The following is a 21,073-nucleotide window of genomic DNA, read 5'->3' as shown; positions in this document are numbered from 1 at the left end:
TGGCACGAATCAACTGCCGAAATGCCGTTCTTTAAAACAATCTAGTAGCAGGTTGAACTCCACATTCGGGTCCTGGTGCATTGGGCGACGCCGTTTACCGTTGATTAGCGACAGGAGCGGGCCCTGGTATCCGGTGGGGGAAGCCGATGCGGCTCATCGCAGGACGGTACGAATTGCAGAAAGAGCTGGGCGCCGGCGGTATGGGGGCCGTCTGGCTCGGCCGGGACCAGGTGCTGGGCCGGTCGGTGGCGATCAAGGAGATCCGCCTGGCCGCGACCGGCGCGACGAAGCTGACCGCGGCGGCCTTCCAGGAAGCGCGGGCCGCGGCCGCGCTCAACCACACCCACATCGTGCCGGTGTACGACGTGGTCGAGTACCGCAGCCGGCCGTGGATCGTGATGCTGGCCATCGAGGGCCCGACGCTCCAGCAGCGGGTGCAGAGCGACGGACCGCTCGGCCCCGACGCCGTGGCCCGGATCGGGGTGAGCCTCGCGTCGGCGCTCGATGCCGCGCACGAGCAGGGGATCGTCCACCGCGACGTGAAACCGTCAAACGTGATGCTCGCCCGCGACGACCACCCCTGGCTCGTCGACTTCGGCATCGCCCAGCCACGCAGCTGCGTGCCGGCCGACGAGGCGCCCGGCACCGTCGCGGACGACCTCGCGATCGTCTCCCGCGCGGCCAAGGGCAGTGCCGGTTACGCCGCTCCCGAGCAGGTGCGCGGCGATCCGCCCGAGCCGGGCGTCGACGTCTTCGGGCTCGGCGCGACGCTGTACTACGCGGTGGAGGGTGAGCACGCGTTCAGCGGCGACGACGCGTGGGCCACGCTGATGGCCCCGCAGTTCGAGTCGCCCCGCCGGCCGCGGAAGGCCGGCTCGCTGGGGACGATCCTGCTGCGGATGATGGCGCGGCACCCGGCCGACCGCCCGACGCTCGCGGAGGTCCAGTCCGCGCTGCGCCTACCGCCGCGGCGAACCTGCTTCCCCCGCCGTGCTCACTCCGGCGCGGCGCCGCTCGGAGTCACGGTCGCCACCAGCGCCCGGTGATCACCGACCGGCAGGATCTGCGTGCGCAGTGACTCCACGGTGAAGCCCTGGGTGATCACGTAGTCGATGGTGCGGTCGGGGTGGCGCAGCGGGAACGTCTCGAGCCCCGCGGTGGCGCTCCAGCCCGCCGCCTCCACGGCCGGCACCACGACCGACGGCGGCAGGTTCAGGTCGCCCATCAGCAGGTGCGGGCCCGGGCGGCGACGCAGGACGTCGATCACGGCCGCGAGCTGGATCTCGGCCAACGCCGGCCGGAAGTCCAGGTGGGTGACGCCGACCGAGAACGTCTCGCCGGCCGCGTGCACGTGCGCCAGGATCGCGACGCGCTGCTCGGCGCCCTCGTAGCGCGACGTCTGCGGTAGCAGCACGACTTCCCGGTCACCCAGGTCACCGTCGACGAGCAGCGCGTTGCCGTACTCGCCGCCCTCCATCTCCATCGCGGCGCCGAAGCACGACTGCATGCCGGTCTCCTCGGCGGCGAGCGCGGTGAGGTCGGTGCCGCCCGAGCGGGTCGTGCACCGGTCCACCTCCTGCAGCGCGACCACCGAGGCACCGAGCTCGGCGCAGGCCTTGCCGAGCAGACCGGGCTCGACGGTGCCCGCCTCGGTACGCCCGTGCTGGATGTTGAACGTCGCCACGACCACGGAAGCCATACCGTGCGCTTACCCCGTAGGTGGGCGACACATGTTTGGGAGCCGGAACGGGTAGCGAAGCGTCAACCCCTTGCATCAGGAGAGGACGCGATGGCTCTGCCCTACCCCACGCTCCCCGGTGACGTCGACCGGGCGGTCGCCGACGACCTCGCGGTGGTGCTCCGCCTGCTCGAGCACCTCGAGAACGTCACCGGTGACCGTCGGACGCTCGCCGACCAACTGGTGCACCGCTACTCGTCGCTCTCGGCGGGGCTGGAGCAGGTCGTGTTCCCGGCGTTCAAGGAACACGCCGCGGTCGACGACGCGATGAGCGCCCAGCACTCGGCCAAGGAGCGTCTGGCCGTGATCGAGGCCGCCGAGCCGGGTGAGGCCGAGTTCGAGCAGGCGTTGCTGCGTCTCATCGAAGGCACCCGCTTGCACGCCGCCGAGATCGAGGGTGATCTGCTCCCGGCGCTGCGCGCGTCCGGTGCGAACCTGCGTGCGCTCGGCGACGAGTACCTCGCGGCCCGCCGCCGGGCCCCCAGCCACGCGCACCCCGACGCACCGGTGTCGCCGGGGGCGTCGAAGATCGTCGCGGCGGTCACGTCGGTGATCGACGGGCTGCTCGACCGGTCGTCCGGCCGGGTGGACCGGCTGGCCACCGACGCGTCCGGCCTGCTCGACCAGGACGCCCAGCGGGTGGTGGACGCGTTCGCCGGGCTCCAGCCGCGCCCGCTCGACACGCTCACGCCGGACGAGGCCCGCGAGCAGCCCACGTTCCGCAACGTCGTCTCGGTGGCCGCGCCCGATCCGGTCGAGCGGCGGACGATCGCCGGCGTACCGACGGTGCTGTTCCGGCCGGCCGGGGTGGAGACCGTGCTGCCGGTCGTCGTGTTCGCCCACGGCGGCGGTGGGGTGGTGGGAACGGCGGCGAACACGTCCGCGCAGGCGCTCTGCGATCAACTGGACTGCCTGGTCGTCAGCGTCGACTACCGGCTCGCTCCGGAGCACCCGTTCCCGGCCGGGCACGACGACGTCCGCGCGGTGCTGGAGTGGGTGCTGGCCAGCGCGGGCGAGATCGACGGCGACCCGGCGCGCGTGGTCGCGGCCGGGGAGTCCATGGGCGCGAACCTCGCCGCTTCGGCCGCCGCCGGTCTGGGGCTGGCGGCTCAGCTGCTGATCACGCCCCTGACCACCGCCACCCAGAACACCCCGTCGATGGACGACTCGGCCGACGCGGCGCTGCTGGACCGGCCCACGCTGGACTGGTTCCTGACGCACTTCTTCGCCGACCCCGCCGACGCGCTGGACCCGCGGTTCGCGCTGCTGGAGGCACCGGCGGAGATGCTCGCCGCGATGCCGCCGACGCACGTCGTCACGGCCGAGCGGGACCCGCTGCGCGACCAGGGCGAGTTGTTCGCGGCGCGGCTGGCCGAGGCCGGTGTGCCGACGACGCTGAGCCGCTACACCGGCGTCCCGCACGCGTTCTTCGGCCTCGGCGCCGACGTGCAGGCCTCGGTGCAGGCACAGCTGGACGCCGCCGGCGTGCTACGCCCGTACCTGGGCGCGTAGCCGCAGCACCTCGGCGCGGGCATGCTCCACCCGGGGCGTGTCCGCGCCGCGCGCGCCGGCGATCTCGTGGGCGAGGTCCCCGGCCGCTTCGACGAGATGCCGCGCCCCCCGCACCTGCTTGCGGTAGCGCTTCCGGTCCTTCCGCAGGCCGCTGACCGCGGTGAGCAGTTCCGCGTCGACGACCCCGGACTCGACCTCGGGCCCGAGCAGGTCCCGCGTCCAGCCGCGTTCGGTGCGTGCCGCGCGACGCAGGACGTAGAACAGCGCGGCCAGTTCGATCGGCACCAGCACCAGCCACGGCAGCACGGTCGCGACGACCGGGTTGCCGAACGACAGGCCGCCCGCGTCGTCCCAGCTGAAGTGGAAGAACATCGCGACCAGGCAGGTCAGCACACCGCGGACGACGTTCCGGTCGCCGGGCGTGCGGCCGAGTACCCACATCACGCCGGCGCAGAAGATCGCGCTGAACAACGTGTGCGAGACGATGCCCGCCGCGCCCCGGATCGCCAGGATCTGCAGCGTCGAGCCCAACTGGTCCGTGCCGAACGTCGCCTGGGCGTTGTTGTAGACGTAGAGGACGTCCTCGAAGACCTGGAACCCGAGGCCGATGTAGGCACCGATGATGAACCCGTCGTAGGCGCTGCGCACCAGCCGGGGTGCGAGGCCGATGATCAGGATCAGACCGAGTGCCTTGCCCCACTCCTCGTTGATCGGCGCGGTCAGCCCGGCGCCCCAGTCGCCGGCGCCATCGGGGCCGAGCAGCTTCGACCAGACCTCCAGGAGCGCGCCGTTGGCCGGGAGCGCGATCCAGAACGGCGCCGCGATGCCGCCCCAGAGGAACGCGGTCAGCAGCAGGCCGGCGGGTTGGGCGGTGTACCGGTTGTGGTGACGCAACAGCAGCAGCCACGGCACCAGGTAGCCGCCGAACAACACGATTCCGCTGGTGAGCGCCAGACCGTACGGACCGAACGCCGGGCCGAAGAACTTCACCATCGTGACGGCACCGGCACCGAGCCCGAACAGGTACACCCAGAACACCGGGTTGTGCGGCTGGAGGAACCGGTAGGGCACCCCCCAGCCGGACTGGTCGATGGCGCTGAGCTGGGCGTCCTTGGCCGTCATGCCCGCTCCTCCGGCGTGATGCTGCGCAGGAACGCGCCGATCTCGTCCTGGTACTGCTCGAACTCGCCGGGCGCCGCGGCCACCTCGACGAGCAGCGCGGGCGCGGTGTCGGCGGCGGCACCGGCGGCCAGCTTGAAGGCCGCGTCGAGCCCTTCGCCGCGCGGCCCGCTCTCGGTCTCGACGACGCCGACCAGGCCGGCGTCGGTGGTGAACGACGCCCGCGGACCGGTGACGGCCGGGGAGCGTTCCTCGACGCGGCGCACCTGGTCGAGGAACGCGGTCGCGGAACCGGTGAACGCGGCGCCCTGCAGGTGGATCGTCGCTCCGCCCTTGACCAGCGTGACGTCCGCGCTGCCGGAGCCGTCGCCGACCAGCGTGCCGTCCTCGAGCTGCCACCCGACCGGCGGAACGGCGGTGGCGCCGTCGCCCAGCGCGAGCACGTCACCGGCCTTCGTGGGGTTGTCCCAGGGAATCAGTGCGTTGAGGCCCTGGAACCCGTAGATGAGCACCAGGCCCACCACGAGGACGAACAGGGCGGGACGGAGCTGCCGGCGATCGAGGCCCAGGAACCGGTGCTCGACCGGGACCCAGCCGTCGGGCTGACTCGTGTTCACGAGTCAGTGATGGTACTGGTGAACCACGGCGTGACCACGGCCTCGACCGATCATCCACCGGTTGACCGGTGTGGTCACCACGAACGCGATGAGCAGTGAGACCGCCAGCGAGCCCCAGAACAGCACGCTGCCGAGCCCGGCGTCCATCGCACCGGGCACCGCCAGCACCACACCGTTGTCGACGACCTCCATCACCGCGATCGAGACCGTGTCGGCCGCGAGCGCGACGCTCAGCGCCTGCCGGAACGTCACCCCGGCCGCGAGGACGCCGCGCATCGTCAGCGCGTACCCGAAGACGAACGCCAGCGCGATCGACAGCACGACCGTGGCCGCGTTGTGCCAGCCCAGCGACGTGCCGATGACCATGCCGAGCACCTCGCCGATCGCGCACCCGGTGAGGCAGTGCAGTGTGGCCTGTAAGGCGGGCCGCCAGCCGGTGGTGTCCATGGCATCGAATATACCCCCTGGGGGTAGGTTCAGCCGGTCATGATCCCCACCGGGAGATAGGCACCGACGACCCAGTTCGGAGCGTCGACGACTTCGGTGACCTTGAGGTCGACGGCGACACTGCAGAGCAGATACGCGTCCACCGGGCCCAGCCCGTACTCGCGCCCGAGGTGGTCGATCATCGCCCTGACCGCGTCCTGCGCGGCGGCCATGAGGTCGGGGCCGACACCGGTCGTCGCGTACCAGCCGGCGTCCTCGAGCCCGGCGCGCAACGGCCCCGGTGTCCGCAGCTGGGGGCCGGAGATGGTGCGACCTTTGTGCAGGCGCAGGCGGACCTCGCCGTGGGCCGACGCCTCGATGGCGCTGACGCAGACCTCGCCGTCACCCTGGGCGGCGTGCGAGTCGGCCAGTGCGAGCCGCGCACCCGGCGTCTGCACGGGCAGGTAGAGCTTCGAGCCGGCGACCAGGTCGCGGCAGTCGAGGTTGCCGCCGAAGTGGCCGGGCGGCAGGACCGGCTGCGGCTCCACGACGTCCGGGCAGACGCCCATGACGCCGAGGAACGGCCGGATCGGGATCCGGGCGGCCCCCTTGAAGTCGGCGTGGCGGCCCGACGACAGGTCCCAGCGGTGGAACGCGGACTCCGGGAAGTCGGCGGCGAGCAGGCCGAGCCCGGGCACGATCGCCGTCCAGCCCCAGTCGATTGGGGTAACGTCGAGAACTTCGATCTCGAGGACGTCGCCGGGTTCGGCATCGGCGACGAGGATCGGACCCGCCATCGGGTAGACCGCGTCCCAGTCGAGGTCGGGCACCGAGTCCCCGGTGTTCAGCGCGTCGAACTGACCGCCGAGGGCTTCCTGGATGAAGAACCGCACCGAGTCCCCGTCGGCGACGGTGATGGCGGGCTCGTGCGTGGTGGACCAGAGTCGGTGCGGTGGGCCGGTGAGTTCATGGATGGCCATACGCGATTCCCGGAGTCAGCAGGTCATCAGATGACTGGAGAGTGTCCGCGCCGCCGTCCGCTGCTGTCAATGGTCCTAGGCTGACGCCGTGGACAGTGGATCTCCGGACCGTCGGGCCGAAATCGTCCGCGCGGCGCTCGATCTGCTGGACGAGTCGGGCCTCGACGCGGTGACGTTGCGGGCGGTCGCCGCGCGGATCGGTGTCCGGCTGAACACGGTGTCCTGGCACGTGAAGACCAAGGCCGGCCTGCGTGATCTGCTGGCCGACGCCGTCGTCGGCGAGATCCGGCTCGACCGCTTGCCGTCGGCGGGTGGCGAGCGGGCCCGCGAGTTGCTGCGTCGTTATCGCCGGACCCTGCTCGCGCACCGGGACGGCGGTCGAGTCGTCGCCGGGACGTTCCCGGCCGAGCCGGGCACGTTCGCGTTCGGTGAGGCGCTCGCGGCCGCGATCCTCGACGCCGGGTTCGACGAGCGCGCGGCCGGGTGGACGTGTTGGACGCTGATCTACTTCACTCTCGGGCTCGTCCAGGAAGAGCAGCAGTCACCGGACGAGCACCTGGCGGTGAAGCTCGATGTCGGCGGCCACCCCGCGTTGACGCGGATCCGGCCCTACCTGGCCGCGAACGACTTCGACGAGCGCTTCGAATTCGGACTAGAGCGCATCCTCGCGCGCTGAACCGAGGCTTGACAGCACTTCAACTTGTCTGATGACCTGATGGCTCTCCCGACCTCGGAGTTCGCCATGGTTGTTCAGCGAATCAACCCGCCAACGTTGGCCCCGCCCGTAATGAACCTCTACTCCCACGTCGCGGTGTCACCGCCGGGGGCCAGGCTGGTGACGATCGCCGGGCAAGTGGCTCTCGACGCCACCGGTGCGCTCGTCGGCGCCGGCGACTACGGGCTGCAGGCCGAGCAGGCCTTCCGGAACTTCCGCCTCGCGTTGACGGCCGCCGGCGCCGCACCGGCCGACCTCGTGAAGTACACGATCCACGTGGTGGACTCCTCACCGGCGCTGATCGAGCCGGTGTTCGGCGCCGGCCGGCGCGTCTTCGGTGACGATTGGCCGCTGGTGCCGAGTACGTGGCTCGGTGTCGCCGCGCTCGGCCTGCCGGAGTGGCTGATCGAGATCGACGGCCTCGCGGCCGTCTCCGGCCCGTGAGGTCAGCCTTCCCGCGCGAACAGCGCGACGGTCTCGTCCAGGTGGGCGGCGGTGGCCGCGACCGCCGCGTCGGCGTTGCCGGCCACGATCGCGTCGAGCAGCACCTCGTGCCGATCGTTCGCCTGCTGCGGAACCACGATGTCGGCGACGACGCCCAGCGCACCCTCCAACGGCGGACGCAGCGCCCCGTACATCTCGACCAGCACCGAGTTACCGGTGGCCTCGGCCGCGACCTGGTGAAACATCGAGTCGGCCGTGATGAAGGCCGGAATGTCGCCGGCGTCGGCATGCCGGCGGCAGTCCGCCAGCGCGCTCCGCAGCCGCTCGACGTGCTGGCTGGTTCGCCGGACGGCGGCCAGCTGGGCGATCAACACCTCGAGCGCCCGGCGCACCTCGAAGACCTCCACCACCCGTGCGGCGGCGAAACGCGCCGGGAGGCCGGGGTCCTGCGCGACGAACGTGCCGCGGCCCTGCCGGGTCTCCAGCAGGCCGGTGTGCGAGAGCGCGCGGATCGCCTCGCGCAGGGTGGAGCGCCCCACGCCGAGCCGTTCGGCGAGCTGGGGCTCGCTCGGCAACCGGTCGCCGACCGTGAGGCCCTCGTGCTCGACGAGTTCGCGGAGGCTCGCGATCACCTGATCGACGAGGAGTCGGCGCGTGGGCATCGCGATCTGCCGCCGGTCCTCGGTCACGCCGCAAGGTTACGACAGCGTTGCCCCACCGACCGCCGAGGAGATCCGAGATGACCACCTACGTCCTCGTCCACGGTTCCTGGTCGGGCGGCTGGAGCTGGGAACACGTCCGGCCGCTCCTCGAGGCCGCCGGCCACCGCGTGCTCGCGCCCAGCCTCACCGGCCTGGCCGATCGCGGCCACCTGGCCGGGCCCGACATCGGGCTCTCCACCCACATCGCCGACATCACGAGGCTGCTGCAGTGGGAAGACCTCGACGACGTCGTCCTGGTCGGCCACAGCTACGGCGGCATGGTCGTCACCGGTGTCGCCGGCACGGTCCCGGAGCGGCTCGCGCACCTGGTCTACCTGGACGCGTTCCGTCCCGAGGCCGGGCAGTCGGCGTTCGACGTGCTCCCGGTGCTCGAAGGGCTGTTCGGCGAGCCACCGCCGGAACACCCGTGGGGTTGGCCGATGATCGACGTCGGCGTGCTGGGCATCACCGATCCGGGTGAGGTCGCGGCCCTGACCGACCGGGCGACCCCCATGCCGGTGCTGACCCACCGCGAGAAGCTCCCGGCCTCGCGGCACACGGTACCGACCACGTACGTGCAAGGCGCGGCTTCGCCCCTGTTCGACGCGACCGCCGCTGCCGCCGCCGCGGCCGGCGCCACGGTCCTCACCTGGTCCGACGCCGGGCACGCGCTACCGCTCCAGTTCCCCGAACGGGTGGCGGGCGTGCTGCTGGGGCTGGCGTCATGAGCTGGCAGGGCACGCTGCTGGCCATTCACACCGCCGAGCTGGCTTCGGTGGAGATGACCGAGCGCTCCGAGGCGCGGCTGGTGGCCGGCGTCGGCATCGAAGGCGACCGCTACGCCACCGGGCGCGGGCACTACTCGTACCTGCCGCACGAAGACCGGCAGGTCACCCTCATCGAGCAGGAGACGCTCGACGCGCTGGCGCGGGACCACCAGCTGACGTTGCGTCCGGAGGAGACCCGCCGGAACCTGCTGACCCGGGGCGTCCCGCTCAACCATCTGGTCGGAACGCGGTTCCGGGTCGGTGAGGTGGTGCTCTACGCCGGTCGGCTCAACGTCCCGTGCACCTATCTGGAGGACCTGCTCGACCGGCCGGTGTTCACACCGCTGATCAACCGGTCGGGCCTGAACTGCCGGATCGTCACCGGTGGCGTCATCCGCCCCGGTGACGTCGTCGAACCGGTCTGACGATGGCGCCGAAACTGCTGATCAAGGTGCGTCTGGCTGGTGTCAGGGACGAAGCGGAGGGCATCCGCTCGTTGACGTTCGTGCCGGTGACCAGGCCCGAACTGCCGCCGTGGCGCGGAGGCGCCCACGTCATCCTGCGGTTGCCCGACGGCGTCCGGCGCAGCTATTCGCTCTGCGGCGACCCGTCGAACCGCGGTGCGTATCGCGTGGGGGTGCAGCGGGAACCCGGCGGTCGTGGCGGCTCGGAGTACCTGCACACCGCCGCCCGGGTCGGCGACGAGTTCTACCTGACCCATCCGCAGGACGACTTCGCGCTCGCCGCCGCCGCGTCGCGGCACGTCCTGATCGCGGGCGGGATCGGGATCACGCCGATCCTCGGCATGCTCCGCGACCGTCCGCCGGGGTCGCGCGTCGAAGTGCACTACTGCGTTGCGACGCGGAGCCGTGCGGCCTTCCTGGCCGAGGTCGAGGACCTCGCGGATGCGGTCACCCTCTACCCCTCGGACGAAGGACGGCGGCTCGACGTGGCGGGCCTGCTCGCCGAGCACACGCCCGGTGAGCACGTGTACTGCTGCGGGCCGCCGTCGCTCGGCGACGCGGTCGAAGCCGCGGCCGCGGGGTGGCCCGACGGCACCGTCCACCGGGAGCGTTTCGTCGGCGCGGTGTCGGACCGCGGTGCCCCCTTCGACGTCGAGCTCGTCGCGAGCCGCAAGACGCTCCACGTCCCGGCGGATCGAACGCTGCTCGAGGTGCTGCGCGAGGCCGGGGTCACCGTCGACAGCTCCTGCGAGGGCGGGCTCTGCCGCTCCTGCCGTGTCGGTGTCGTCGCCGGCACGCCCGTCCACCGCGATCTGGTGCTCTCGGCGTCCCAGCGCGAGTCGTCGATGCTCGCGTGCGTGTCCCGCGGGGACGGGGTGCTGCGCCTCCTGTTGTGACTCTCTTGGTCACTGACCTAGACTCTTGGTCAGTGACCAAGAGGAGGCGGCATGGATGCTCAGGTGGCGATCGTCGGCGCGGGTCCGGTCGGGCTGTGGCTCGCCGCTGAACTACGGCTGGCCGGCGTGTCGGTGACCGTGTTCGAGACCCGGCTCGAGCCCGACCCGCACTCCAAGGCGTTGACGATCCATCCGCGGACGATCGAGATCCTCGCGTGCCGCGGGTTGGCCGAGCCGCTGCTGGCGGAAGGCGTGCGGATTCCGAGCGGCCACTTCGCGGTGCTCGACGAGCGGCTCGACTTCAGCGTGCTGGACACGCCCTATCCGTTCACGCTGGCCGTGCCGCAGGCGCGCACCGAGGAACTACTCGAGCAGCACGCCCGTGCGGCCGGTGCGGACATCCGCCGCGGTCGCCGCGTCACGGCCGTCCGGGCCGGGACAGGCTCGGTCGAGGTGACCACCGAGGACGGGACCACGCTGGAGGCCGCGTGGCTGGTCGGTTGTGACGGCGTTCGCAGCCTCGTGCGGGAGTCGGTCGGCATTCCGTACGTCGGGACGCCGTCGACCGTGTTCGGTTGGCTGGCGGACGTCACGCTCGCGGAGCCTCCGGAGACGCCGATCTTCAGCTACTACACCGAGCACGGCCAGGTGATGGGCGTCCCGCTCCCGGGCGGCATCCACCGGCTGGTGGGCATCGACGCCGGTGACACCGGTGCCGAGCTCACCCTCGACGACGTGCGGGCCCGGGTGACCGCGGTGGCCGGCACCGACTGGGGTCTCCACACGCCGGTCTGGCTGTCGAAATTCGGCAACGCGGCCCGCCAGGCCGAGCGCTACCGCACAGGACGCGTGCTGCTGGCCGGTGACGCCGCCCACCAGCACATGCCCGCGGGTGGCGTCGGGATGAACGTCGGCATCCAGGACGCGGCCAACCTCGGCTGGAAGCTCGCGGCCGTCGTGCAGGGCCGTGCCGGTGACGAACTCCTCGACAGCTATCACGACGAGCGGCACCCGGTCGGGCGGGACCTGCTCCGCAGCACTCAGGCGCAGACCGCCCTGATGAGCAACTTCTCCCCGGCCGGTCGGGAACTGCGCGCTCTGCTGGGCGAACTGATCGGGGAGCAGCCGCAACTGGCGCGCAGCCTCGCCGAGCGGCTGTCCGGGCTGGCCGTCCGCTATCCGGCTCCGGTCGGCGCGCACCCGCTCGTCGGCACGAGGGCGTCGGACCGGCCGCTCCGGGACGGCGGCTCGCTGTTCACCGCGCTCCGCTCGGGACGTCCGGTTCTGGTCGACGTCGGCGGTGAATCCGCGCTCGTGCGTCCCGACGGCTACGTGGCGTGGGTCGGCGCGAGCACCGAACGTCCGGCCGTCCCGTGGTTCGCCGCCGAAGCGGGGTGAGCGATCGGGTGATCAACTGAGAAGCTGTCCCGTATGGCGGACGTGACGACGATCGAGGTGCCGGACGTGCTCGCCGCGTACGTGGCGGCGGGGCGGGCGCCGGGCGCGCTCGCGGTGGTGAGCCGCGGAGACGACGTGACCGTCGAGGTGGCCGGGACGGCGGACGTCGAAGGTCGGACCCCGCTGCGTCGCGACACGATCTTCCGGATCGGCGCGATGACCGTGCCGATCGTCGCCGTGGCCGCGTTGATGCTGGCCGAGGAGGACCGGCTCGGTCTCGACGAGCCGGTCGATCTCTGGCTGCCCGAGCTCGCCTCCCGGCGGGTGCTGCGTTCGTTCACCGCCGAACTCGACGACACCGAGCCGGCGACGACACCGATCACGCTGCGGCACCTGTTGACCAACACCTGGGGCTTCGGCCTGTTCTTCGGAGCGGGTGACGCGCCGCTGCGCCGGGCGGCCAACGAGCTCCGGGTCATGAACGGCCCGCCGATCCCCGAACACTCCGACAGCCCCGACGAGTGGCTCCGGCGGCTCGGTGAGCTCCCGCTCGTGCACCACCCCGGCGAGGGCTGGATGTACAGCATCGGGGCGGACGTGCTGGGGATTCTGCTGTCCCGGGCGTCCGGACAGACGTTGGAAGTGTTGTTGCAGGAGCGGGTGTTCGATCCGCTCGGGATGGTGGACACCGGCTTCGCCGTCCCGGCGGAGAAGCTCGACCGGGTGCCGCCCGCGTACACGCAGGATCCGCGGGGCGGCCAGCTGGACGTCTACGACCCGGCGTCGTGGGGGAGCGAGTGGCGGGAGCGGCCGACCTACCCGTCCGCCGCCGGCGGGCTCGTCTCCACGGCCGACGACCTGCTGGCGTTCGCGCGGCTGCTGCTGCGTGGTGGGCGCGCGGGCGGCGACTGGCTGCTGACCCGCCAGTCGGTGGCCGCGATGACGACCGACCAGCTGTCGCCGGCGGCCCGGGCCAACGCCCGCTTCTTCCCGGACTTCTTCTCCGACCACGGCTGGGGCTTCGGGCTGGCGGTGACCCCGTCCGGACGGTTCGGCTGGGACGGCGGGCTGGGCACGTCGTGCTGGGCCGACCCGGCGTCGGAAACGATCGGGATCCTGCTGACGCAGCGGTCGGGCATGCCGGTCCAGTCGAGCCTGTACCGGGATTTCTGGGCGGCGCTCGATCGCTGACTCGCCGCGCGTTACTCCGCTGCTCAGCGTATTTTCATTCCGGTGAGCGAACTCTCGTCCGTACTGCGGCTGGACGCCCTGGGACGGACCGGGTTGGACGCCGCCGCCGACGCGATGTTCGACCGGTTCGCCGAGATGGTCCGCACCGTGCTCGACGTTCCGGTCGCGCTGGTTTCGCTGGTCACCGACGAGCGGCAGATCTTCCCGGGAGCCTGCGGGCTCGGCGACCCGTGGGCGCAGCAGCGCGAGACGCCGTTGAGCCACTCGTTCTGCCAGCACGTGGTCGCGAGCGCTTCGCCGCTCGTCGTGGTCGACGCGCGCAACGACCAGCGGGTGCACGACAACCTCGCCATCACCGATCTGGGCGTCGTCGGGTACGCGGGGATGCCGCTCACCGACGCCGACGGCCAGGTGCTCGGGTCGCTCTGCGCGATCGACCACGTGCCTCGCGACTGGACCGAACGGGAACTGTCGCTGCTCAAGGACCTGGCCGCGGCGTGCTCGGACAGTCTCCGGCTGCGGATCGCGTCGCACGACGTCGCCGCGTCGTTCGCGCGGAGCCGGCTGCTGCTGAGCGCCGCGTCCGCGCTGGCCGCCACGACGACGCTCGACGACGTCGTGGCGACGGTGCACGAGCTGGTCACGACGATGCTCGACCCCGCGTACGTGGGGATCTCCGAACTCGCGCCCGGGCGTGAGGTGGTGCTGGCGTCGGGCCAGTACCTGCCGACGCACCTGGGCGAGCGGTGGTCGCGCTATAGCGAGGACGTCCGGACGCCGTCGGCGCTGGCGGCGGGCACCGGTGAGGTGGTGCTGCTGCCCGACCTCGCCGCGGTGGCGGCACGCACCCCGGACGCCCTGTCGACGTTCGAGGAGCTCGGCTGGCAGGCGGCGGCGAGCTGGCCCCTGCCGGGTCCGCGCGGCCCGCTCGGCTCACTGACGTTCGTCTGGAAAAAGCCGTTCGCTCCGGACGCCGATCAGCAGGCGATGCTGGGCGCGCTCGCCGGCTACGTGGCGCACGCCGTGACCAGGGCCGGCGTGCTCGACGACCGGCGAACGGCGGCCGCGACGATGCAGAAAGCGCTGCTCACGCCGCTCCCACGGTGCGAGCCGCTACGCATGGCCGCGCGCTACGCCCCGGCACACCACGAGAACCACGTCGGCGGCGACTGGTACGACGCGATCGCCTTCGACGGTGGGCGGCTCGCGCTGGTCATCGGGGACGTCGTCGGGCACAGCGTGGAGGCGGCCGCGACGATGAGCCAGTACCGCAGCACGTTGCGGACGCTGATCGTCGACCGGCAGGAATCACCGTCGTGGGTGCTGCGCCGGCTCGAGCGCACCGGAATGGCGCTGGGCACGTCCGGTCTGGCGACCGTCCTGCTCGGGTACCTGGATCCGGTGCCGGCCGGCGGGTACCAGTTGACCTGGTCGAACGCCGGGCATCCGCCGCCGACGCTCGTTTCGTCCGGTGCGGCGCGACTGCTGCCCGGAACGGATCCGCTGATCGGGCTGGGCCGGGATCTGTCCCGGCGGGACCACTCGGTGACGCTGCCGCCGGGGTCGCGGCTGCTGCTGCACACCGACGGGTTGGTGGAGAGCCGGCGGATGCCGGTGGATCTGGGGTTGGAGCGGCTGGGGGAGTTCCTGGGTTCCCACTCCGACACGCCGCTGGAGCCGCTGGCCGACCTGCTGATCGAGACGGCGGTCGCCCAGGGGCACGACGACGTCGCCCTCCTGCTGCTCGCTACGCCCGATACATAGCTGACTTGTTCTGTCAGTGGGGAGGTGCAGGATGGCGGGCATGACTGGAGTGGGACGTCTGGAAGTAATCGCCTTCGACGCGCCTGACATCGGGAAGCTCGCGTCGTTCTACGAAGAACTCGCCGGCTGGCGGGTCGCCCGCACCGATTCCGACTGGATCGCGATGCGGACTCCCGAGGACAAGGAGGTCGCCTTTCAGCTGGCGCCCGATCACGTGCCGCCGCAGTGGCCCGGGCAGGAGCGTCCGCAGCAGTTCCACCTCGATCTGCTGGTCGACGGGTACCAGGAGGCCGCGAAGCGCGCGGTCGAACTCGGCGCGACGCACCTGAGCGACGGCGCCACCTGGATCACGCTCGCCGACCCGGCCGGGCACCCGTTCGACATCTGTCAGCGTGACGGGGTCGGGCCCGCGATGGATCTCTACGCGGTGACGATCGACGCGCCCGACGCGTCCGCGCTGGCCGGCTTCTACGCCGCGGTCACCGGCATGGAGGTCACCTACGACGGTGAGTACGGCGCGCAGATCACCGGCCCCGGGCACCGTGGCGTCGAGTACAACGTCATGTTCCAGCCGGTCGGTGACTTCGCGCCGCCGCAGTGGCCCGATCCGCAGCATCCCCAGCAGGCCCACCTCGACATCGCGGTGGAGAACCTGGCCGACGCCGAGGCCCGCGTCGTGGAACTGGGGGCGAAGCTGGTGAACCGCGACGCCAACGGCTTCGCCGTGTTCACCGACCCGGTCGGGCACCCGTTCTGCCTGACGGTGCCGTGATGGTCGAGCCGCCGGTCGCGGGTACGGAAGCCGAGACCTGGCTCGGTTCGCTCGACCGGCAGCGGGCCACGTTCGCCTGGAAGTGCAGCGGTCTCGACGCGGCCGGTCTGAACTCCACCGTCGGTGCGTCCACGATGACGCTCGGCGGGTTGCTCAAGCACCTCGCGCTGGTGGAGGACCAGTACTTCACCGTGCGGTTGCGTGGCGGCGACTATCCCGCGGTGTGGGAGTCCTACGACGGTGACGGCTGGGAGTGGAGCTCGGCGGCCGACGACTCCCCGGAGGAACTGCGTGCGCTCTGGGACGGAGCGGTCGCCCGGTCCCGCGCGGCGGTCGCCGCCGCGTTGGAGGAAGGCGGCGTCGACCAGCTGACCAGATGGAAGTCCGAGAGCGGGGTGCAGCCGAGCCTGCGCCGCGTCCTCGCCGACGTGCTCGAGGAGTACGCACGCCACGTCGGGCACGCCGACCTGATCCGCGAGGGCGTCGACGGTCTGGTCGGCGAAGACCCGCCTAGTACGTGACCAGTGCGCCCCCGATGGCCGTGCGGCCGTCGGGGGCGCCGACGAACTCGATTGTCGTGCCCTTCCGGACGTGCTCGCCGATCGTGGTCGCGATGGCGTCGGTGACGCCGGTGGCGAGCCGGCCGAGGATCTCCGGGCCGTCCGGCCGGCTGAACACGCCGTCGCGGATACCGAACATCACGCGCGGAGCCGGGTTCACCGCCGGTTTCCCGCCGACGCCCCAGCGGCCCGGCGGGACACCGATCAGCTGCACCACCACGTGCTCTCGGGCCCAGTCACCGTAAACGGCGACGATAGCGTCGGTGATCGTGGCGATGAGGTCGGCCTCCCGGCCGTCCAGGTCGCGGTCGAGCGTGTGGACGAGGAGGTGCGGCACGTCGACTCTCCTTTGAGAACAAATTAGCTTTGATTACAAAGGTATTGAGGAGGCAGGGCAGTGTCAACGGATGACGCCGTCCGGGAACTGCTGCTCGTGATGCCGCGGATCATCGGCCGCATCAAGAAGATCGCGGTGCCTGAGCCGCTCCGCTCGGCCGAGTTGGCGCCCCGGCACCTCTCGCTGCTGTCGTTGCTGCTGCTCGACGGGCCGCAGACGGTGTCCCAGCTGGCCGACCGGCTCGAGCTGGCGCCGACGACGGTGAGCCTGATCGTCGGTGACCTGAGTCGGAAGGGCGTACTCGATCGGCGTGAGGACGAGGACGACCGTCGACGGCGCATCGTGGACATCGCGTCGGACGTGCGGCCGGCGGTGGAGGCGTGGCTGCAGCCGGGCGCTGCGGCCTGGCGCACCGCGTTGGCGCCGCTCAGCCCGGCCGAACAGCGCCTGGTCGTCGACGCGTTCCTGGCCTACGAAGCGGCGACCGGAGTCACAGCCGAGGACGGCTGAACGTTGCTACGGTGTTAACTGAGGCCGCAAACGCGGTGATCCCGGACGAGTTGCGTGTCGTACCCGGCCCGGAAAAGACGACCGCCGTTGAGGTGAGTTGTCATGGCTTGGCTCGTACTCGTCGTGTCCGGCGTCCTCGAGACGGTGTGGGCGGTCGCTCTGGAGAAGAGCGCGGGGTTCAGCCGCGCCTGGCCGACCGGGATCTTCGCGGTGGCGCTCCTGCTCAGCATGGCCGGGCTGGGGTACGCGCTCCGCACCATCCCGGTGGGCACCGGCTACGCGGTGTGGGTGGGTATCGGCGCGGTCGGTACCGCACTGGTGGGCATGCTGGCGCTCGGTGAATCGGCCAGCCTGCCGCGGATCCTGTGCCTGCTGCTCGTCGTGTGCGGTGTCGTCGGGCTCAAGGTGTTCCACTGACGATCGTGGTGCGGAGCAGTTCCAACGCTTCCCGGCGGGCGCCGGCCAGCGACGGTTCGTCGAGAACGGTCGGCGCCCGAACCGGGACGGGCCGCGGTTCGTGCGCGGCCGCGGCGGTGATCGCGTCCAGCACGGCCGGGTGAGCACCCCAGGGGCCGCCGATGATCACGTGCTCCGGATCGGCCAGCGCCAGTAGGGCGGCGAGCACGCCGCTGACCGCCTCGCCCAGCGTGGCGTGGACGTCCGCGCCCGCCGCGAGGAGCCGGTCGACGTCGATGGCGGTGGAGTCGTGGCGGCGCAGGCCGAGCGGTTCGAAAACGTCGATGAAGCGCACCGCGCGGCCGTCCGGGCCGGTCGTGAGCAGGTGCGCGACCTCGCCGGCCAGGCCGTTCGCGCCGCGACGCACCTCGCCGTCGCTGACGATCGCGCAGCCGAGGCCCTCGCCGAGGAACAGGTACGCGAAGTCGGCGGAGCCGTCGCGTTCGGCCCGAGCGGCCCAGTTGACGTCGTTGTCGACGACGATCGGCCCGGTCACGAGCGGGGCGAGCAGGTGGAGCGGGTCGAGTTCGCCGAGGAGGAACGGGGAGTCGGGGAGGTGGATCATCCGCCCGGTGGCCCGGTCGACCGGATCCGCCGCACTGACCACGGCCAGGCGCACCGCGCCTGCGGCGGTGGCTCGGGTGGCGGCCTGCTGGAGAGCGGTGGCTACCGATTCGGGGCGGGCCGGGCGGGCCACTTCGTGTTCGGCCCGGGCCACCACGTCCCCGTACGCGTCGACGCACTCGGCCACCACGCCCTCGGGCGCGATGCTCACCGCCAATGCGGTGCCCACCCCGCCGGCCAGCGCGTAGTACGTCCCGACCCGCCCGCGTCCGCGTCCGCCGGGGGTGCGTTCGCCGGTGTCGACGAGCAACCCGGCGAGGCTCAACCGCCGGACGCTCTCCCCGGCGGTGGGCTTCGAGATCCCCGCCTCGATCGCCAGCTCCGCCCGGGTCAGCCGCCGGTGACGCATCAGCGCACGCAGCACGTGCTCGTCGGTCGCCGAGCGGACGAGCTCCATCGAGTCCACGGCAACGATTCTAGGCAAGACCCTTGCCTAGAACGCGACGAGCCCGTCTAATACAAGTAAGGAGACTTATCTAGAAGGAGCCTCGCCATGGCCCTGCCGCACTGGGAAGAACAGCCGACCGATCTCGCCGCCGCCACCCGCGAGATCAAAGCCGCGCTCCGGGCGCAGATCGCCGCCTCCGGCCGCTCGGTCGAAGAGGTCTTCGCCGTCGTCGAGAAGCACCTGCGAGCCGAGGTCGACGACATCAAGGCGGCCAAAGAGCGCGGCGAGACGATCTGGCCGGTGATCGACTACGCCGACATCGAGGCCGGCACGGTCACACCGGCGGACCTGGCCAAACTCCGCCGCCGCGGCTGCTTGGTCGTGCGCGGACACTTCCCCCGCGAGCAGGCCCTGGCCTGGGACGAGAGCATCGTCGACTACGTCGAGAGCAACGAGTTCTTCGACAACTACCGCGGCCCCGGCGACGACTTCTTCGGCAGCGTCGGCTCGAAGCCCGAGATCTACCCGATCTACTGGTCACCGGCGCAGATGCAGGCGCGCCAGAGCGTCCGCATGGCGTCCGTCCAGAAATTCTTGAACAGTCAGTGGAAGCACGAGTCCGAGGGCACGCAGTGGTTCGACCCCGAGCGTGACTCGCTCTACCCCGACCGGATCCGCCGCCGCCCGCCGGGTGCCACCTCCGGCGGGCTCGGCACGCACCTCGACCCCGGGACGCTCGACCTGTGGATGACCCAGGCCTACCAGCAGGCGTTCCGGCACCTGTTCGACGGTTCGATCGAGGAGTACGACCCGTGGGACGCCGCGTACCGCACGGCCGGCCCGCAGTACCCGGGGTCCACGATGTGCTCGGTGTTCCGCACGTTCCAGGGCTGGACCGCGCTCTCCGACATGGCGCACGACCAGGGTGTGCTGCACACCGTGCCGATTCCGGCGGCGATGGCCTACCTGATGCTGCGTCCGCTGCTCCCCGACGTTCCCGACGACGACATGTGTGGCGTCACCGTGAACCAGGTCTTCCCGGCGAGCGAGAAGTGGCACCCGCTGCTGATCGAGGCGCTGAGCGGCATCCCGGACGTCGGTGCCGGCGACTCGGTCTGGTGGCACTGCGACATGATCCACAGCGTCGCGCCGGTGGAGAACCAGCAGGGCTGGGGCAACGTCATGTACATCCCGGCCGCGCCGTGGTGCCCGCGTAACGAGCAGTACGCGGTGCAGGTGCGGGACGCGTTCCTCAGCGGGTCGAGCCCGAGCGACTTCCCGGAGGAGCACTACGAGCGCTCCTGGTCGAACCGCTTCCAGGCCGACGACCTCTCCGCCATCGGCCGTCGGGGTCTCGGGCTGGCGGTCACACCGGCCTGAGCCGGCGGAAGTAGGCCTGCCGGATCGCCAGTGCGCCCGCGACCAGCGCCACCACCTGGCTGGGCCACTGCAGGAGGACGCCGATCCAGTCGGCGGTCTGGCCGGGGTCGGCGATGCGGTGCCACACCGATCCCTCGATCAGCCCGCCGACGGTGAGGAACAGGGCGGCGACGAACCCGAGCACGATCGGCCACCGCGCCCGGCCGAGCGCGAGCACCACGATCCCGGAGATGCCCAGGATGAACGGCCCGGGCGGGATCGTCGGGAAGTCCACCACGCCGGCGAAGAACTCGATCACCAGGCCGACGCACGCCACGAGCAGGGCACCGCCGAGAACGAGCCGCGATTTCGTCATGCGTTCGACACTGGCGAATTCCAGCCCCGACGACGTCCACGTCCGGTCGTATCCCGCCCTACGCACCCGGCCGTAGCGGAAGCGCCGGAACCGGCCCCCAGTCCACCGCGCCCCCGGTCCAGACGGCGTCGTCCAGCACCAGCTCGGTCTCGCCGAGGTCGACGTCCACAAACGTCACCGAGCCGCCACCGAACACCGCGCCGGCGAAACTGGTGCGGTGCCCGGCGAACGCCGTGCCGGTGAAGTCCACCCGCCCGCCGCCGAACACGGCTTTGGTCAGGTACACCGACGTGTTCTCGAAGACCATGCCGTTCAGTTCGGTGGTTCCGGCCAGGAAGCGGGCGCGATGGAAGCTGACGCTGGTGTTCTTGAAGTGGGCCTTCGACAGGTCTCCGCAATCGAAGACCACGCGTTCGAAGCTGAACCGGTGTTCCGACCAGGACACCGTCGCGTGCCCTTCCCGGAGGTGGTCGCGCATGATGCGCAAGATGATGCGGCGGACCTCCCGGCGTTCGTACGAGTAGTCGTCGGCGTCGGGGTCGCCCTGGTAGGGCAGGCGGAGATGACCGCAGAGCACGTCGATGCACATCTGGCGGCCGTCCGGCCAGTCGTCGGCGAGGCCGGCGAGCGCGTAGGCGCCCGCGACCTGCGTCGTCGCGCTGCTGCCGTCACCGAACTGGCTGGTGGCGGCGACGAACCGGTCGTTGAAGACGCGCGTCTGCTCTCGGCGCTCGGCGGCCTCGTTGTCGCGCTGTTTGCGGTAGGCGACGGTCAGCGCGACGACGCCGCCCAGGCCGCCGACCACCGCGATGCAGATCTTGAGCGCGTCGAGTCGTTCGGCGGCCGTCAGGGGTCTGGCGGCGCCGGATGACGTCAGGGGCGGAGCGCCGAGCGCCGCCCAGAGCAGCGAGGCGACCGCGGCCAGCAGCACCACCGCGAGGCCCACCATGGCCATGACG

Annotated in this window: 25 protein-coding genes and 1 riboswitch; of the genes, 15 read left to right on the top strand and 10 right to left on the bottom strand. The window is 71.4% G+C overall.

Annotated features, from left to right (window positions below):
- The first annotated feature begins 146 nt into the window (after window positions 1-146).
- Window positions 147-1,046: a serine/threonine-protein kinase gene (locus tag ABD437_RS12800; protein WP_344648997.1), complete on the top strand. Its 900-nt coding sequence runs from the start codon at window positions 147-149 to the stop codon at window positions 1,044-1,046.
- Here ABD437_RS12800 and ABD437_RS12795 read toward each other — a convergent pair.
- A complete protein-coding gene (locus ABD437_RS12795) occupies window positions 995-1,699 on the bottom strand; it encodes an endonuclease/exonuclease/phosphatase family protein (protein ID WP_344648996.1) in 705 nt (234 codons plus the stop codon). The genes ABD437_RS12800 and ABD437_RS12795 overlap by 52 nt on opposite strands.
- 90 nt (window positions 1,700-1,789) lie before the next feature.
- Between ABD437_RS12795 and ABD437_RS12790 the strand changes: the two genes are divergently transcribed.
- The gene (locus ABD437_RS12790) at window positions 1,790-3,250 is read left to right on the top strand and encodes an alpha/beta hydrolase (protein WP_344648995.1); all 1,461 of its coding nucleotides are present in this window, start codon (window positions 1,790-1,792) and stop codon (window positions 3,248-3,250) included.
- Here ABD437_RS12790 and ABD437_RS12785 read toward each other — a convergent pair.
- From ABD437_RS12785 to ABD437_RS12770, 4 genes are read right to left on the bottom strand one after another with little or no spacing between them, the layout of a single operon-like run.
- Window positions 3,227-4,372: a PrsW family intramembrane metalloprotease gene (locus ABD437_RS12785; RefSeq protein ID WP_344648994.1), complete on the bottom strand. Its 1,146-nt coding sequence runs from the start codon at window positions 4,370-4,372 to the stop codon at window positions 3,227-3,229. The genes ABD437_RS12790 and ABD437_RS12785 overlap by 24 nt on opposite strands.
- Window positions 4,369-4,986 carry a hypothetical protein gene (locus ABD437_RS12780; RefSeq protein ID WP_344648993.1) on the bottom strand — a complete coding sequence of 206 codons (618 nt, stop codon included), beginning with the start codon at window positions 4,984-4,986 and terminating at the stop codon, window positions 4,369-4,371. Before ABD437_RS12780 ends, ABD437_RS12785 begins: the two co-directional genes overlap by 4 nt.
- A 3-nt stretch (window positions 4,987-4,989) precedes the next feature.
- Window positions 4,990-5,433 carry a DUF4396 domain-containing protein gene (locus tag ABD437_RS12775; RefSeq protein ID WP_344648992.1) on the bottom strand — a complete coding sequence of 148 codons (444 nt, stop codon included), beginning with the start codon at window positions 5,431-5,433 and terminating at the stop codon, window positions 4,990-4,992.
- Window positions 5,434-5,462: 29 nt separating this feature from the next.
- Window positions 5,463-6,392, bottom strand: a complete 930-nt coding sequence (locus tag ABD437_RS12770; RefSeq protein WP_344648991.1) for an acetamidase/formamidase family protein — start codon at window positions 6,390-6,392, stop codon at window positions 5,463-5,465.
- 88 nt (window positions 6,393-6,480) lie between these two features.
- Between ABD437_RS12770 and ABD437_RS12765 the strand changes: the two genes are divergently transcribed.
- Both ABD437_RS12765 and ABD437_RS12760 read left to right on the top strand, forming a co-directional pair.
- Window positions 6,481-7,068: a TetR/AcrR family transcriptional regulator C-terminal domain-containing protein gene (locus ABD437_RS12765; RefSeq protein ID WP_344648990.1), complete on the top strand. Its 588-nt coding sequence runs from the start codon at window positions 6,481-6,483 to the stop codon at window positions 7,066-7,068.
- A 111-nt stretch (window positions 7,069-7,179) separates the two neighbouring features.
- Entirely contained in the window at window positions 7,180-7,551 is a 372-nt protein-coding gene (locus tag ABD437_RS12760) for a RidA family protein (RefSeq protein WP_344648989.1), read from the top strand.
- Between the two features lie 2 nt (window positions 7,552-7,553).
- On the opposite strand, the gene ABD437_RS12755 is transcribed toward ABD437_RS12760, so the two are convergent.
- Window positions 7,554-8,240, bottom strand: coding sequence for a FadR/GntR family transcriptional regulator (locus tag ABD437_RS12755; RefSeq protein ID WP_344648988.1), 687 nt, complete (start codon window positions 8,238-8,240; stop codon window positions 7,554-7,556).
- 50 nt (window positions 8,241-8,290) lie between these two features.
- Here ABD437_RS12755 and ABD437_RS12750 point away from each other — a divergent pair, with 50 nt between their 5' ends.
- Genes ABD437_RS12750 through ABD437_RS12715 form a run of 8 tightly spaced genes read left to right on the top strand, consistent with a single transcriptional unit; the run spans window position 8,291 to window position 16,025 of the window.
- Window positions 8,291-8,980 carry an alpha/beta fold hydrolase gene (locus ABD437_RS12750; RefSeq protein WP_344648987.1) on the top strand — a complete coding sequence of 230 codons (690 nt, stop codon included), beginning with the start codon at window positions 8,291-8,293 and terminating at the stop codon, window positions 8,978-8,980.
- Window positions 8,977-9,444, top strand: a complete 468-nt coding sequence (locus ABD437_RS12745; RefSeq protein WP_344648986.1) for an MOSC domain-containing protein — start codon at window positions 8,977-8,979, stop codon at window positions 9,442-9,444. Before ABD437_RS12750 ends, ABD437_RS12745 begins: the two co-directional genes overlap by 4 nt.
- 2 nt (window positions 9,445-9,446) lie before the next feature.
- Window positions 9,447-10,379 (top strand): PDR/VanB family oxidoreductase, encoded by a 933-nt coding sequence (locus ABD437_RS12740; protein ID WP_344648985.1) that lies wholly within the window; start codon window positions 9,447-9,449, stop codon window positions 10,377-10,379.
- A gap of 51 nt (window positions 10,380-10,430) precedes the next feature.
- On the top strand, window positions 10,431-11,777 hold the full coding sequence (locus tag ABD437_RS12735; RefSeq protein ID WP_344648984.1) for an FAD-dependent monooxygenase: 1,347 nt from the start codon (window positions 10,431-10,433) through the stop codon (window positions 11,775-11,777).
- A 33-nt stretch (window positions 11,778-11,810) separates the two neighbouring features.
- The gene (locus tag ABD437_RS12730; protein ID WP_344648983.1) at window positions 11,811-12,968 is read left to right on the top strand and encodes a serine hydrolase domain-containing protein; all 1,158 of its coding nucleotides are present in this window, start codon (window positions 11,811-11,813) and stop codon (window positions 12,966-12,968) included.
- A gap of 42 nt (window positions 12,969-13,010) precedes the next feature.
- A complete protein-coding gene (locus ABD437_RS12725; protein ID WP_344648982.1) occupies window positions 13,011-14,732 on the top strand; it encodes a GAF domain-containing SpoIIE family protein phosphatase in 1,722 nt (573 codons plus the stop codon).
- Between the two features lie 40 nt (window positions 14,733-14,772).
- On the top strand, window positions 14,773-15,504 hold the full coding sequence (locus ABD437_RS12720) for a VOC family protein (RefSeq protein WP_344648981.1): 732 nt from the start codon (window positions 14,773-14,775) through the stop codon (window positions 15,502-15,504).
- The gene (locus tag ABD437_RS12715) at window positions 15,504-16,025 is read left to right on the top strand and encodes a mycothiol transferase (protein WP_344648980.1); all 522 of its coding nucleotides are present in this window, start codon (window positions 15,504-15,506) and stop codon (window positions 16,023-16,025) included. The genes ABD437_RS12720 and ABD437_RS12715 overlap by 1 nt, the downstream gene beginning before the upstream one ends.
- On the opposite strand, the gene ABD437_RS12710 is transcribed toward ABD437_RS12715, so the two are convergent.
- The gene (locus ABD437_RS12710) at window positions 16,015-16,401 is read right to left on the bottom strand and encodes a tautomerase family protein (RefSeq protein WP_344648979.1); all 387 of its coding nucleotides are present in this window, start codon (window positions 16,399-16,401) and stop codon (window positions 16,015-16,017) included. The two genes, ABD437_RS12715 and ABD437_RS12710, sit on opposite strands and share 11 nt — an antisense overlap.
- 60 nt (window positions 16,402-16,461) lie before the next feature.
- On the opposite strand from ABD437_RS12710, the gene ABD437_RS12705 reads away from it, so the two are divergent.
- Together ABD437_RS12705 and ABD437_RS12700 are read left to right on the top strand one after the other, a co-directional pair.
- The gene (locus ABD437_RS12705; protein WP_344648978.1) at window positions 16,462-16,911 is read left to right on the top strand and encodes a MarR family transcriptional regulator; all 450 of its coding nucleotides are present in this window, start codon (window positions 16,462-16,464) and stop codon (window positions 16,909-16,911) included.
- A gap of 18 nt (window positions 16,912-16,929) precedes the next feature.
- A riboswitch (guanidine-III (ykkC-III) riboswitch) is annotated at window positions 16,930-16,999 on the top strand.
- Window positions 17,000-17,013: 14 nt separating this feature from the next.
- Window positions 17,014-17,328 carry a DMT family transporter gene (locus ABD437_RS12700; RefSeq protein ID WP_344648977.1) on the top strand — a complete coding sequence of 105 codons (315 nt, stop codon included), beginning with the start codon at window positions 17,014-17,016 and terminating at the stop codon, window positions 17,326-17,328.
- Here ABD437_RS12700 and ABD437_RS12695 read toward each other — a convergent pair.
- The gene (locus ABD437_RS12695) at window positions 17,312-18,388 is read right to left on the bottom strand and encodes an ROK family transcriptional regulator (RefSeq protein ID WP_344649033.1); all 1,077 of its coding nucleotides are present in this window, start codon (window positions 18,386-18,388) and stop codon (window positions 17,312-17,314) included. The genes ABD437_RS12700 and ABD437_RS12695 overlap by 17 nt on opposite strands.
- A 96-nt stretch (window positions 18,389-18,484) precedes the next feature.
- Here ABD437_RS12695 and ABD437_RS12690 point away from each other — a divergent pair, with 96 nt between their 5' ends.
- Window positions 18,485-19,759, top strand: coding sequence for a DUF1479 domain-containing protein (locus ABD437_RS12690; RefSeq protein ID WP_344648976.1), 1,275 nt, complete (start codon window positions 18,485-18,487; stop codon window positions 19,757-19,759).
- Here the strand turns inward: ABD437_RS12690 and ABD437_RS12685 are convergent.
- Both ABD437_RS12685 and ABD437_RS12680 read right to left on the bottom strand, forming a co-directional pair.
- Window positions 19,746-20,114 carry a hypothetical protein gene (locus ABD437_RS12685; RefSeq protein ID WP_344648975.1) on the bottom strand — a complete coding sequence of 123 codons (369 nt, stop codon included), beginning with the start codon at window positions 20,112-20,114 and terminating at the stop codon, window positions 19,746-19,748. The genes ABD437_RS12690 and ABD437_RS12685 overlap by 14 nt on opposite strands.
- 58 nt (window positions 20,115-20,172) lie before the next feature.
- Window positions 20,173-21,069: a hypothetical protein gene (locus ABD437_RS12680; protein ID WP_344648974.1), complete on the bottom strand. Its 897-nt coding sequence runs from the start codon at window positions 21,067-21,069 to the stop codon at window positions 20,173-20,175.
- Window positions 21,070-21,073: the final 4 nt, after the last annotated feature.

Source organism: Cryptosporangium japonicum (genome assembly GCF_039524755.1).
Taxonomy (GTDB): Bacteria; Actinomycetota; Actinomycetes; order Mycobacteriales; family Cryptosporangiaceae; genus Cryptosporangium; species Cryptosporangium japonicum.
Note: the sequence above shows the minus strand (reverse complement) of the source record. Positions and strands in the feature narration are given on the sequence as shown.

What these genes read in the sequence shown, in the direction of transcription:
- ABD437_RS12680 (WP_344648974.1), bottom strand. Translation starts at nt 21,069, where the DNA reads ATGGCCATGGTGGGCCTCGCGGTGGTGCTGCTGGCCGCGGTCGCCTCG.
- ABD437_RS12800 (WP_344648997.1), top strand. Translation starts at nt 147, where the DNA reads ATGCGGCTCATCGCAGGACGGTACGAATTGCAGAAAGAGCTGGGCGCC.
- ABD437_RS12795 (WP_344648996.1), bottom strand. Translation starts at nt 1,699, where the DNA reads ATGGCTTCCGTGGTCGTGGCGACGTTCAACATCCAGCACGGGCGTACC.
- ABD437_RS12790 (WP_344648995.1), top strand. Translation starts at nt 1,790, where the DNA reads ATGGCTCTGCCCTACCCCACGCTCCCCGGTGACGTCGACCGGGCGGTC.
- ABD437_RS12770 (WP_344648991.1), bottom strand. Translation starts at nt 6,392, where the DNA reads ATGGCCATCCATGAACTCACCGGCCCACCGCACCGACTCTGGTCCACC.
- ABD437_RS12690 (WP_344648976.1), top strand. Translation starts at nt 18,485, where the DNA reads ATGGCCCTGCCGCACTGGGAAGAACAGCCGACCGATCTCGCCGCCGCC.
- ABD437_RS12730 (WP_344648983.1), top strand. Translation starts at nt 11,811, where the DNA reads ATGGCGGACGTGACGACGATCGAGGTGCCGGACGTGCTCGCCGCGTAC.
- ABD437_RS12735 (WP_344648984.1), top strand. Translation starts at nt 10,431, where the DNA reads ATGGATGCTCAGGTGGCGATCGTCGGCGCGGGTCCGGTCGGGCTGTGG.
- ABD437_RS12785 (WP_344648994.1), bottom strand. Translation starts at nt 4,372, where the DNA reads ATGACGGCCAAGGACGCCCAGCTCAGCGCCATCGACCAGTCCGGCTGG.
- ABD437_RS12740 (WP_344648985.1), top strand. Translation starts at nt 9,447, where the DNA reads ATGGCGCCGAAACTGCTGATCAAGGTGCGTCTGGCTGGTGTCAGGGAC.
- ABD437_RS12750 (WP_344648987.1), top strand. Translation starts at nt 8,291, where the DNA reads ATGACCACCTACGTCCTCGTCCACGGTTCCTGGTCGGGCGGCTGGAGC.
- ABD437_RS12715 (WP_344648980.1), top strand. Translation starts at nt 15,504, where the DNA reads ATGGTCGAGCCGCCGGTCGCGGGTACGGAAGCCGAGACCTGGCTCGGT.
- ABD437_RS12695 (WP_344649033.1), bottom strand. Translation starts at nt 18,388, where the DNA reads ATGGAGCTCGTCCGCTCGGCGACCGACGAGCACGTGCTGCGTGCGCTG.
- ABD437_RS12700 (WP_344648977.1), top strand. Translation starts at nt 17,014, where the DNA reads ATGGCTTGGCTCGTACTCGTCGTGTCCGGCGTCCTCGAGACGGTGTGG.
- ABD437_RS12720 (WP_344648981.1), top strand. Translation starts at nt 14,773, where the DNA reads ATGACTGGAGTGGGACGTCTGGAAGTAATCGCCTTCGACGCGCCTGAC.
- ABD437_RS12685 (WP_344648975.1), bottom strand. Translation starts at nt 20,114, where the DNA reads ATGACGAAATCGCGGCTCGTTCTCGGCGGTGCCCTGCTCGTGGCGTGC.
- ABD437_RS12760 (WP_344648989.1), top strand. Translation starts at nt 7,180, where the DNA reads ATGAACCTCTACTCCCACGTCGCGGTGTCACCGCCGGGGGCCAGGCTG.
- ABD437_RS12775 (WP_344648992.1), bottom strand. Translation starts at nt 5,433, where the DNA reads ATGGACACCACCGGCTGGCGGCCCGCCTTACAGGCCACACTGCACTGC.
- ABD437_RS12745 (WP_344648986.1), top strand. Translation starts at nt 8,977, where the DNA reads ATGAGCTGGCAGGGCACGCTGCTGGCCATTCACACCGCCGAGCTGGCT.